Below are 10,759 nucleotides of genomic sequence, written 5' to 3' on the forward strand. Positions count from 1 at the left end.
CTGCCGTGGCCAGGAAGTTCACGACGGCGTCCGCCGTACGGGATGCCTGCGGGGCTGCGGCAGCCTGCGGGGCCGGCTTCGCCTTGCCGGTCTTCCTCGCCCGGACGGGCTTGTCCGCCTCCGCTCGTTTCCTGCCGGTGACCGGACGCGCCTTGGCCGCGCCGCCGGTTCGGGCGCGCGGCACCTCGGCCTCGAACTGCTCGGCCGGCACGGGGCGCGCCTCCTCGACAGCCTCCGCCAGGACGGCGGGCGCCGGATGGAGCAGGGGCGCCGCCGCCAGCGAGCGCAGACTGTCCAAAGCGGCCCGCACCGCCTCCAGACGTCCGGTGACAGCGCTCAACTCACTCTCCAGACGCTCCTGCTGCTCCTGGAGCGCGGGAAGCTCGCGTTCCAGCAGGGCGATGGTGGACTCGACGCCGTCACGCGTCTCAAATGTGGTGGTCATACCTACCTCGCTCATGGTTTCCGGATCCGACCGCCGCAGATGCGGTGGCACCCGACACCCGCCGACTTTACGGCCTGGACCCGCCGTGGTCGGGCGCCGCCGGCCGCGCGAACGCCCGGCTCAGCAACCCCTGCTCGCTCCCCGGACCGCCGAAACCGGGCACCGGGCAGTGCGGCACCGCACTGCCTGCGGGCCCGGCTACAGCCGCTGCTCCGGGCTGGAGGTGGCCGGCGCCCCGATGCCGCCGGTCACCAGCGCGTACGCATGGGCCAGCTCCACCAGAGCACGGTGGTGCTGCCCGCTGTACCGGTCCAGGGCGCGGGTCTCCGCGCTGATCGCCCTCAGCAGCTCGGTGCGCGCTTCGGCCTCCACCGAGAACTCTGGGGCCGAAGACTCATTCGACGTCATTACGCCTCCTTGCACAGTCCCACCCGGCGGCTCGATGCCAGCCACCAAAGCCGCCCCGACGACTCCATACTGCTCTCGGCGAGGGAAAATGCGCGCGTCGCATTCGTCGGGTCCGTGCGCTCTGGACACACCCCACCCTGCTGAACCTCCGACGCGCCCAGCCGCTGTAGCGGACGAACAGGACGGCAACGCTTCGGCAAGCATCCCAGCGGGCACCGACACCGTGGGCCTGAACAGGGGCCGGCCCGCAGTCCGCTCGGGGGTTCGAACGACGGGCCGGCCGCTTCCAGCGTGCGGGTGCGCGGGCCGGTCGCGCACCCGCGGCTACGCCAGTGCGGCAACGGTCAGGGCTTGCGGTTGAGCAGCAGGGCCAGGAGGGTGCGGGCCTCGCGTCGGCGGGCGGGGGTGGGGGCGGCGATGGCGGTGAGCGCGAGGACGGTGAGGGTGGCCAGGTAGCCGGCGGCCCTGGTGGCCAGGGCGAGGATTGCGGGGGCGTGGGTGGGCATGAGGGTCTCCTGGCTTTTGGTGCGGGGCCGGGCCCGCGCGGTGCGGGCCCGGCCGGTCGGGTCAGTGGGCGGCCAGTTCCTGGAGCTGGTGGGCGATGTCGCCGGTGGGCAGGCTGAACGGCCCGCACATCTCGTTGTTGGTGGCGGGCAGGCCGTCGATGGCCTCGCGCAGTGCGTGGTCTGGGCTCGGCAGGCCGGTGGCGTCGGGCATCGGCCGGGCCATGAGCGCGGCCAGGTGCGGGTAGCCGAGCACGTCCGGCATGGCGGGCGGCAGGGGTGCCGGGGCGTCTTCGTCCAGGCGGGCGGCCTGGTGGAACCAGTGCTCCGCGTCGCGCAGCTCACCCATCCGGATGTGGTGCAGGTAGAGGCAGTAGGCGGCAGTGAGGTTCCCTGCTCCGGCGGCAAACTGCCACCACCACTGGGCGTCGTAGGGCAGGCCCGTGAGGTCGAGCAGGCAGCCGAAGACCAGGCCGCCGCGCGGCTCCCAGCGCGTCACAAGACCGTCCAGCCAGGTGTAGGCGTCCGGCTCGTTGATCACGAACTTGGCCAGGGCCTTCAGGTCCCGGCCGGCGTAGAGGGGGCCGACCGGACCAGCGGGGCAAGCCGTGGCACGGGAAGTGCGGGGGCCGCGGTTGCCCGGCGGGCGGCCAGCAGGGCCGCTGGGGTTGGTCCGGGGCGGTGTCAGGAGGTGTCGCCCTGCCGGTCCCAGCGGCGCGGGTCGGTGGGGCGGGGTTCGTAGTGGGCGCGGCCGCCGCGCGCCCTGGGCCCAGCATGTCGGTCGGACGCCCGGCGCCACCGAGCGGGCAGGACCCTGACCTGCGTGTGAGAATTGGGTACTGGATCGCAGTTCGGTGTCCGAGGCCCGCCCGACGCTGCATGGGGGAGCGGGCACGGCACCTGACGTCTCCTCCCGCTGATCCCATCGATACGCTGGGAGACTCTCTGTGAGCGAACCTGTCAATGCATGGCCGATGCTGGTCTATGAGGACCTGGCGCCCATGGTCGACTACGTGAACCGGGTGATACAGGTCGCAGGCAAGTACACCCTCGACGAACCCTTCGAAGTCGGCTGGGGAAACATCGTCCTCGATGTCACCCCCCGGGGGCTCAGTACGCCAACCCTTCGGCAGCGGGGCGTGACCTTCACGGTGCACTACAACCTGCTCGACGGTGGCGTGGTCATCGAGGCCGACAATGGCTCGCGGACGGTGCCATTGTCCAAGGGATCAGTCGCCATGTTCTATGCGTCCTTCTGCGATGCGGCAGACGAGCTCGGCATACACCGACCGCGCAGCTCGTTGATCTGCGAGATTCCGGATGCCCCGCCGCGCTTCGAGGACGATCACGTCGAACGTACCTGGGACGGCGACGCGGCCCGGCTGATCTGGACAGCATTGAACCTCGCCGCTGACGGGCTCGAGGCGTGGCAGGCCCCCTTCCTGGGATACCGCCCCCGGGTCGGTGTGATGTGGGGCGGCTTCGACCTGTCCGCCACGCGTTACCGGGCGCAGCCCACCGTGCCGACGCCCCACCAGCCGCCGTTCATGCAGAACGCGCAGCTCGACGCGTACGTGTCGGTGGGATTCTCCTTCGGGGATGCCAAGGCGCCGAACGTCGGCATGTACGCGTACATCTGGCCCCAGCCGGACGGTCTCGGGGACCGGTCCTGGGGTGTTGAGGGCGCCGCCTGGCATCCCGACGCCGGTCTGGTTCGTCTGCCATGGGCCAAGCTCAGGGAGACAGCGGACCCGCACCAGGCCATTGTGGCGTTCGGTGACGCCGTCTACGATGCCGCCGTCGAGACGGCCGGCTGGCCGTCCGACCTCGTCGGACCCCGCGTCGAGGGTTGGTACATGAGCAGGACACGCCCGCGCTCGTCCGGTACCAGCACAGCTGACTCAGGTCGAGATTCCTGACTCGGAAGACCCGCATCAGGTCCTGCTGCTGCCGCCGTCGCTGGACGACTGGCTGCCCGAGGGCCACCTGGCCGGGTTCGTCGCGGACCTGGTCGACGAGATACTCGACCTGGGACCGGTCCTGGCGGACTACGCTGAGAAGCGCGGCTACCCGCCCTACGACCCGCGGCTGATGGTGCGGCTGCTGATCTACGGCTACACCACCGGCATCCGCTCCTCGAGGGCGATCGAGCGCAAGTGCGCCGACGACGTCGCGTTCCGCCTCCTGGCCGCCGACCAAGCCCCGGACTTCCGCTCCATCGCCCGGTTCCGCCGCCGCCACCTGGTCTCGGGCGGTCCCCCGCCGCCTCCTGGCGGGCCGGTCAGAGGTTCTGCAGGTAGGCGAGCTGGACGGTGCGGGCGGCCTGTTCGGGGGTGTGTTGTGGAGCATCGCTTCCTGGACGGCCTGGTCGCCGATGAAGTAGTTCTCGTACACGGCCACCCACCGGTCGTCGAGGCCGGGCAGGCCGCGCTCGACCCAGCCGACCTGGTGGCCCTCGCCCAGAACGAGGTAGACGTCGGGGTTGATGGTCCATCCGGCCAACGTCCAGAAGTCGCCGAACAGCCCGTGGTCCAGGGCGACGGAGACGTCGGTGATCGGCAGGCGACGCAGCATGGGGTCGGTGGGGACGGTGCCCTCGGCGACCGGTGGCGCGGTTGCCGGGGCGGGGCTGGGCGCGGACTGCTGGGTCAGGCGGCGGTCCACCGGCTCGCGCAGCTTGTCCCCGCTTTCCGCCGCTCCACAGACCAAGCCTGTCGGGTGTCCCGGTATGCGGCAGGCCCACCCCGGGCAGGCTGGTTGGGTTGCCCGGCCGACGTCCGGCCAGCTGCTAGAGGAAAGGGGAAACCCATGAGGCACCGGTGCGAACGGGACCGACCGTCGGGCGCAGGCCGACCGGCTGGCGCGCAGCGCCGACGAGCGAACCGGGGACTACCTCACGGAGGCGACCGGGGAGGGCCTGGCCGCCGTCGCCCACGCCCTACTCGGGAGCCTGCCCAGCCGCAGGAGCCCGCAGGTGTGGCTGGCAGTGCGCACCGACACGGCGTCTGCGGGGGTCATGCAGGTGCGCAGCGACCGGATCACCGCGGCCCAGGTGCGCGCGGGGGACGAGAAGTTCGCGCTGGTGGCTTTGATCGCCAGAAGGGGTTCTGGCTCGCTTTCCGCGGAAAGCGAGCCAGAACCAGAACTCGTGAACAGAACCACGCTGGAGGTCTTCCTCGACGGCCACGGCCCGGGCGGGCAGTGGTTCGTCGTGACCGAGGGCACCGGGGAGTGGTTCGAGCTGAACGCCGACGAGGCGCTGCTCAGCCGGCGAGGACTGCCCGGACGGGATGCAACGGCTGCTGAACTCGGCCGACTGGAACGCCGACGCCGTCCGTGACGACGTGCGGGACTTCGTCGTGGAGACCATCGGCGCCAAGAACGCGGTGCTGATCGGCGACGACACCGGCTTCCTGAAGAAGGGCTCGCGGTCGGCCGGGGTCCAGCGCCAGTACACGGGGACTGCGGGGCGGACGGATAACTCCCGGATCGGCATGTTCCTGGCCTACGCCTCGGCGAAGGGCCGCGCGTTGATCGACCGGGAACTGTACCTGCCGGCATCGTGGACGGACGACCGCGAGCGCTGCCGGGCGGCCGGCGTGCCCGACGAGGTGCCGTTCGCGACGAAGAACGAGCACTTCCGCTGGATGCTGCAGCGTGCGATCGACGCCGGGGTGCCGTTCGCGTGGGTGACCGCGGACGAGGCCTACGGGCAGGTCAAGCGCCTGCGGGTCTGGCTGGAGCAACGCGGCGTCGGGTATGTGCTGGCCACCAGGGTCAACGACACCGTGATCACCGTGGGGTGGCGTGAGGTCCGGGTCGACGAGTTGGTCGCCACGCTGCCGCGGCAGGCCTGGAAGCGCCTGTCCGGCGGCAAGGGCTCCCACGGCGAGCGGGTCTGCGACTGGGCCCGGGTGGCGATCCGACCGGTGTGGGAGGACGGCGTGGGGCACTGGGTTCTGGCCCGCCGCTCGGTCAGCGACCCGACCGAGATCGCCCATTACGTATGCTATGGCCCCGTAGTCACCCGGCTTAAAGACCTGGTCTCGATCGCCAGGCCGCAACTGCCCCCGAGATCCGTTCAACAAGTTGAGAGCCCTTGCCGCGCGGCGCCTCTGACAGCCCAACGGCCGGGTTCCCACATCGCGGCCTGACCAACAGCGCCGCTCCACCCGACCGCCGAGGAGCAACTGGCCGAGTCCGCCCTGCTGGACGCCGCCGAACGGCTGGCCGAACGCGCCCAGGCCGAGTCCTGGACCCACCCCGAATACCTGGTCGCCTGCCTGCAGCGTGAGGTCGCCGCCCGCGACAGTCACGGCGGAGAGGGCCGCATCCGTGCCGCCCGCTTCCCTGCCATCAAGACCCTCGAGGACCTCGACCTCGCCCACCTGCGCGGGCTGACGCGCCAGCAGCTCGCCCATCTGGGAACATTGGACTTCATAGCCGCCCGGGAGAACGCAATCTTTCTGGGCCCGCCCGGGACGGGCAAGACACACCTGGCCACCGGACTCGCCATCCGGGCCTGCCAGGCAGGACACAGGGTCGCCTTCGCCACCGCTGCCCAGTGGGTCGACCGCCTGGCCGCCGCCCACCACGCCGGCCGCCTCCAGGACGAACTCGTCAAGCTCGGCCGCTACCCGCTGATCGTGACCGATGAAGTCGGCTATATCCCTTTCGAATCCGAGGCCGCGAACCTGTTCTTCCAGCTGATCGCGTCCTCGCGGCCTTGCTTTACGACAGATTCGTACGGCGAGGGACGATCCCTGAGCCCGGATCCACCGAGTGAATCCCGATCGGGCCGGCTTCTCAGATCCCCGCGCTGCGGACCTCCGCATGAACCCGGGCTGCCAGATCGGCGAGTTCGCCGACATCCCGCGCGTTCGCCTGGAGGTCGAGCAGCACCTCGTCCGCCCCTGCGGCCGCATAGCCGGCCGTGTCCTGGACGATCTGCTCGACCGTGCCGACGAAGGGCTGCCGCTCGGCATCGCGGACCGGGGCTTCGGTGATCCGGATGTTCGCCCTCGCGCAGATGCGAAGCGCGCTCGCATCGCGGCCGTACGACGCGGCGCGCTCTGTGATCTCACGCCACCGGGAGGCCAGTTGTCCGGGTGTCATGCCTGCCGGCAGCCAACCGTCGGCACGGCGGGCCACCCGGTCCAGGGCATTGCCGCCGGACGCCGCCAGGTAGACGGGGATGGGGTGCGCGGGCTTCGGCCCGACCTCGGCCTCGTTGATCACGGTGTGCCTGCCCTGGTACGACACGGGGTCCGGGCCCCACACCGCCGCACAGACATCCAGCAGTTCGTCCAGCACGGCTCCGCGCTCCTCGAAGGGGGCGAGCCCGGCGGCCGCGTACTCGTCCAGCGACCAGCCCGTCCCCAGTCCCGCGACCACGCGGCCGCCGCTCGCCGCATCCAGCGTCGCCAGGGCGCGGGCGAGCTGAAACGAACCGTGCAAGGGCGCGATCAGCACACTGCTGCCGAGCCGGGCCCGCTCGGTTGCCGCGGCGGCGAGTGAGAGGACCACCAGCGGATGGGCAACCGACCGGTAGGAGTCCGGCCAGGGCAGTCCTGGCACGTCGTACAGGCCCTGCCGCGGACGTTCGGGGAACAGCACCCGTTCGAAGACCCACAGGCTGTCGTAGCCGATCCGCTCCGCTGCTCGTGCCGCCTCCGCCGGAGCGTGCGCGAGGTCGTACCACTTCATCTGGGGCAGCCCGAATCCCAACCGAATCGCCATGGATCGATCCTGGCTTCCGGTGCTCCCGGCCGCAGCCGCTGTACCCCCGTCCGCAGGATCCGTGCCTGTCGGTGCCGAGTAGGGCGACCGTCGTTGCGGTCGTAGCGGCGGGGGTGAGGCCGCGGCGTTCGGCGGTGACGTCGAACCTGCCGACCGACCAGCCGACGAGCCCGGCCGCCTCGGTGCTGGTGAGACACCGATCGACCCGGCTGCTGCGTGCGGCGACGCCGCGGTCAGGGACTCACCGCGACGCCGTAGGGGCTGGTACCGACCGTCACGGTTGCGGCGACCTTGAGGCTCTTGGGGTCGATGACCGCAAGGGTGCCCGCTCCCTGGTTCGTGAGGTAGACCGCGGCCGGGGTGACTGCCAGGTTGAACGGGTCGGTGCCCGGAGGGCCCACGGCAACGGTCGCCGAGACGTGGTGGCTGTGGGTGTCGATCACGGATACCGTGCCCGGGCCGAGATTGGCGGCATAGGCCCTGGAACCGTCAGGTGCCAGCGCCACGTCGAAGGGGCCTTCGCCGACCGGGACCGTGGCGGTGACCGCCCCCGCGCGGACTCCCACGACGGACACGGTTGCCGCCGTCTCGTTGGCCACGTAGGCCGATTCGCCGTCCGGGGCGATGGCGACGCCCACCGGGGAGCGTCCGGCGGTCAGGTTCCGGACGACGCGCCGCGTCCGGGTGTCGAGGACCGACACGCTGTGGGACCCGCTGTTGGCGACGTAGGCCGTGGCGCCGTCGCGACTGATGGCGACGCGCACCGGGGAGACGCCGACCGGGACCGTCGCGGTCACCTGGTTGGTTCGGGTGTCGAGCACCGAGACACTGTCCGACCCGCCGTTGGCAACGTAGAGGTAGCCGCCGTCCGGGCTCAGGCCGACGCCAGTGGGGTTGTGCCCGACCGGCACGGTGGTGGCGATCTCGTTGGTACGGGTGTCGAGCACCGAGACCGTGGCCGATCCGTTGTCGGCGATGTACGCGTACCTGCCGTCGGGGGTGATCGCGATGCCTTCGGGAGCGTCGCCGGCCGGGACGGTCGCGACGACCTTGTTGGTGCCGGCGTCGATCACCGAGACCGTGTTGTCGAGCTGGTTGGTGACGTACACGTGGCCTCCGGCACCCGCAAGTGGGGCGGCGGAGGACGGCGGGGAGGACGCCGGGATGAGCCGTGCGGCGAGGAGACCGGAGACCAGCAGGAGCCCGACGCCGGCCCCCAGCGCTGGTCGGACCGCCTTTCTGCCCAGGTCGCGGTTGGTGGGGACTCGGAAACCAGAGGGGGTTCGGAAACGCATCTCGCCTCCTGGGTACTTCGCGGAACTTCGGTTCGCGGCCCGGACCGTCTGCCGTACGACCGGCCCGGAGGCGGCGGTCAGGTCAGCAGCCCGCGGGCGAAGTAGTCCTGGTCGTCGCGCACTCCTGGAAGGGCGAAGAAGTAGCCTCCGCCGCGCGGACTGATGTACGGCACGAGCGCCTCGGCTTCCAGCCGGGTCTGCATGGCGACGTAGGTGTCGAGTTCGCGCTGGAAACAGCAGAACAGGTGCCCGAGGTCTGGTTGGCCGTCCAGGCTGGGACTTCGCTCGTAGTCGTAGCTGCGGCGCAGGATGGTGCTGGTCGATGCGGTCTCCGGAGTCTGCGGGTTGGCGAGCCGGACATGGCAGTTCAGCGGGGTGATCAGTCCCTGCGGGTCGTTGGTGTAGACGGGATCGAACGTTTCCGGCGCGTCGTCCGAGACGGCGTACAGCGGAGCGCCGCTGATCTTTCGGCGGCCGAAGACCCGCTCCTGCTGGGCGACCGGCACCTTCTGCCAGGCATCGAGGAAGAAGTGGACGATGCGCAGCACCTGGTACGTCCCGCCTGCCGCCCATGCCGGCTCGTCGGTGCTGGGCTGCACCCAGACCACCTTGTCCAACTGGGCCGTGTTGGTGGTGTCGGGGTTGGCGATGCCGTCCTTGAACCCGAACCAGTCACGCGGAGTCCCGGTCGGGCGGGGCGGATTGCGCTGGCAGTGGAAGCTCCACCGCTGCTTCAGCATGCCCTTGGTGTGGGTCAGGATGTCGAGCATCGCGTGGACGGTGCTGTCGCGGTGACCGGCACACACCTGTAGCAACAGATCGCCGTGGCACAGTTCGGGGTCCAGGTCGTCGTGCAGGAACGGCTCCATCTGCTTGAGCTGGACGGGCTTGCGTGCCTGCAGTCCGTAGCGCGTGTCGAACAGGCTCGCACCGACGCCAAGGGTGATGGTGAGATCGTCCCGCACAACCCCGGGGCCCAGGATTCCGTTGTCCGCAGGCGGAGCGTCCGCGGACGCATCCGGATCCGTACGTCCCGAGGTCAGCGATCGGGCCCGGGCCGTCAACGCGCGGAACAGCTCGGTGAGTTCCGCGCGGTTCGTGGCCTTCACGTCGAAGGAGGCGAACGCGCCGACGGTCTGGGGCGGGGTGGCGATCCCCGCCTGGTGGTAGCCGTGAAACGGAATCAGGCTCCCGGTCGTCCGGTCGCTGCCGTCCCCTTCCTGGGCGATGGCTTCCCGGTTGCCCAGCAGGCTCCCGCCTGCCACCCCGACCAGGCCGGCGGCTGCGCCCTGAAGCATCGACCGTCGCGCAAGGAGACCCGCGGGGCACCCTTCGTCATGCCGCCCGTCTGCCAGGGCAGCACCCCTCTCGTCACCCATGTTCTCTCTCCCGGATCGAGCACGGTGGTGTCCACCTGCAGCCTGGGCCGGTACCCTCGTCTGCCCGACACGGCGGTGATGACCGGTCGGGGGCCTTCGTCAGTATCCGGGCGGTGACTGGCCGCACCCCGGATGGTCGGAGAGCCGGGGACTCCTCGTGGACACGCCCGGACCGATGTCACTGACAGTGGCATACGACCACGGTCGATGCTCGCCTGCATCCCGGGCACGCCGTTCGGGTGCGGGGCCGGCGCCGCAGGTGACGCTCCGAAGCGTCGACCTTTCAGGGGTCCAGTAGGGGTCCCGGGCGACCTGGGCGTGCTCCCACAGGGGCCGCCATGTCCGCATCGGCGTTGAGGGCGTCGACGACCTGGCCGATGACGGGCCAGTCGGGCAGGGAGGTGGCAGCCGTCTCCTCGCCGAGGAGGCCGGTGACGTCTCGCGGGCTGAGGGGCCCGTCGACCCGTTCGCAGACCAGGGCCGGGGCGGGCTGAAGGCGGCGAGGTGCAGGCCACGCAGGGCCGAGCGCAGGGTGGCGAGCGCTTCGGCGAACAGTTCGCTGTCGTTGCGGCGGATCGCGGGGGGCCGCGGGCGGGCTCCGTGAGCGGTCTGCCAGAGGATGCGCAGGTCGTCGGGGTTCGTGCCGCAGGCCTCGGCGATCGCGCGGGTGATGGGCCAGGACGGCATCTTGTGCCCCGACAGGACGCGGCAGACGAACGACGGGGAGACCCCTGCCGCCTGCGACAGGGCCCTGATGGTCGTGCCGGAGCTGCGCTGGAGGTGGGACAGTGTGCGGGACAGGCGGGCGGCGTCGCGATGGCCCGGTGGTGCGTCGCCCTCTGCGGTGTCGTCGCCTGCCTCGGCCGGGCCGACCTCCCGGGCCTGGCTCTCGACGGCTGCAGGGTGGACGAGGGCGGGGGGGCAGGGCGGCGTCGGCCGCGAGCCGGAAGGCCGGGCCGGCGTTGGCGGTGCGGCGGCCGCGGTTGCGGT

The 10,759-nt window shown here is 71.0% G+C and carries 9 protein-coding genes and 4 pseudogenes; 5 read left to right on the forward strand and 8 right to left on the reverse strand.

Annotated features, from left to right (window positions below):
* The 4 genes and pseudogenes from KS423_RS26905 to KS423_RS26920 all read right to left on the reverse strand — a co-directional run.
* Window positions 1-445, reverse strand: a pseudogene (locus tag KS423_RS26905) (hypothetical protein); the annotation flags it as partial.
* Window positions 446-643: 198 nt separating this feature from the next.
* Entirely contained in the window at window positions 644-853 is a 210-nt protein-coding gene (locus KS423_RS26910) for a hypothetical protein (protein WP_224282359.1), read from the reverse strand.
* 344 nt (window positions 854-1,197) lie between these two features.
* Complete coding sequence (locus KS423_RS26915) at window positions 1,198-1,359, reverse strand: hypothetical protein (protein WP_224282360.1); 162 nt, start codon at window positions 1,357-1,359, stop codon at window positions 1,198-1,200.
* A 61-nt stretch (window positions 1,360-1,420) separates the two neighbouring features.
* A complete protein-coding gene (locus KS423_RS26920) occupies window positions 1,421-1,897 on the reverse strand; it encodes a hypothetical protein (RefSeq protein WP_224282367.1) in 477 nt (158 codons plus the stop codon).
* Window positions 1,898-2,303: 406 nt separating this feature from the next.
* Between KS423_RS26920 and KS423_RS26925 the strand changes: the two genes are divergently transcribed.
* The 5 genes and pseudogenes from KS423_RS26925 to KS423_RS26945 form a co-directional block, all read left to right on the forward strand.
* On the forward strand, window positions 2,304-3,275 hold the full coding sequence (locus tag KS423_RS26925; protein ID WP_224282361.1) for a DUF5996 family protein: 972 nt from the start codon (window positions 2,304-2,306) through the stop codon (window positions 3,273-3,275).
* A 7-nt stretch (window positions 3,276-3,282) separates the two neighbouring features.
* Window positions 3,283-3,600 (forward strand): annotated as a pseudogene (locus KS423_RS26930) (transposase); the annotation flags it as partial.
* Between the two features lie 742 nt (window positions 3,601-4,342).
* A complete protein-coding gene (locus KS423_RS26935; RefSeq protein ID WP_224282362.1) occupies window positions 4,343-4,696 on the forward strand; it encodes a hypothetical protein in 354 nt (117 codons plus the stop codon).
* A pseudogene (locus KS423_RS26940) lies at window positions 4,623-5,411 on the forward strand (IS701 family transposase); the annotation flags it as partial. The gene KS423_RS26935 and the pseudogene KS423_RS26940, both read left to right, overlap by 74 nt.
* A gap of 135 nt (window positions 5,412-5,546) precedes the next feature.
* Window positions 5,547-6,062: pseudogene (locus KS423_RS26945) on the forward strand (ATP-binding protein); the annotation flags it as partial.
* A 100-nt stretch (window positions 6,063-6,162) separates the two neighbouring features.
* Here KS423_RS26945 and KS423_RS26950 read toward each other — a convergent pair.
* The 4 genes from KS423_RS26950 to KS423_RS48585 all read right to left on the reverse strand — a co-directional run bounded on the left by KS423_RS26950 (window position 6,163) and on the right by KS423_RS48585 (window position 10,570).
* Complete coding sequence (locus tag KS423_RS26950) at window positions 6,163-7,095, reverse strand: TIGR03619 family F420-dependent LLM class oxidoreductase (RefSeq protein ID WP_224282363.1); 933 nt, start codon at window positions 7,093-7,095, stop codon at window positions 6,163-6,165.
* A gap of 233 nt (window positions 7,096-7,328) precedes the next feature.
* The gene (locus KS423_RS26955; protein WP_224282364.1) at window positions 7,329-8,390 is read right to left on the reverse strand and encodes a beta-propeller fold lactonase family protein; all 1,062 of its coding nucleotides are present in this window, start codon (window positions 8,388-8,390) and stop codon (window positions 7,329-7,331) included.
* 77 nt (window positions 8,391-8,467) lie between these two features.
* A complete protein-coding gene (locus KS423_RS26960; protein WP_224282365.1) occupies window positions 8,468-9,688 on the reverse strand; it encodes a Dyp-type peroxidase in 1,221 nt (406 codons plus the stop codon).
* A 180-nt stretch (window positions 9,689-9,868) separates the two neighbouring features.
* Window positions 9,869-10,570 (reverse strand): helix-turn-helix transcriptional regulator, encoded by a 702-nt coding sequence (locus tag KS423_RS48585; protein ID WP_224282366.1) that lies wholly within the window; start codon window positions 10,568-10,570, stop codon window positions 9,869-9,871.
* Window positions 10,571-10,759: the final 189 nt, after the last annotated feature.

The organism is Streptomyces sp. LS1784, from assembly GCF_020103755.1.
Classification (GTDB): domain Bacteria; phylum Actinomycetota; class Actinomycetes; order Streptomycetales; family Streptomycetaceae; genus Kitasatospora.

What these genes read in the sequence shown, in the direction of transcription:
- KS423_RS26915 (WP_224282360.1), bottom strand. Translation starts at nt 1,359, where the DNA reads ATGCCCACCCACGCCCCCGCAATCCTCGCCCTGGCCACCAGGGCCGCC.
- KS423_RS26955 (WP_224282364.1), bottom strand. Translation starts at nt 8,390, where the DNA reads ATGCGTTTCCGAACCCCCTCTGGTTTCCGAGTCCCCACCAACCGCGAC.
- KS423_RS26960 (WP_224282365.1), bottom strand. Translation starts at nt 9,688, where the DNA reads ATGCTTCAGGGCGCAGCCGCCGGCCTGGTCGGGGTGGCAGGCGGGAGC.
- KS423_RS26910 (WP_224282359.1), bottom strand. Translation starts at nt 853, where the DNA reads ATGACGTCGAATGAGTCTTCGGCCCCAGAGTTCTCGGTGGAGGCCGAA.
- KS423_RS26950 (WP_224282363.1), bottom strand. Translation starts at nt 7,095, where the DNA reads ATGGCGATTCGGTTGGGATTCGGGCTGCCCCAGATGAAGTGGTACGAC.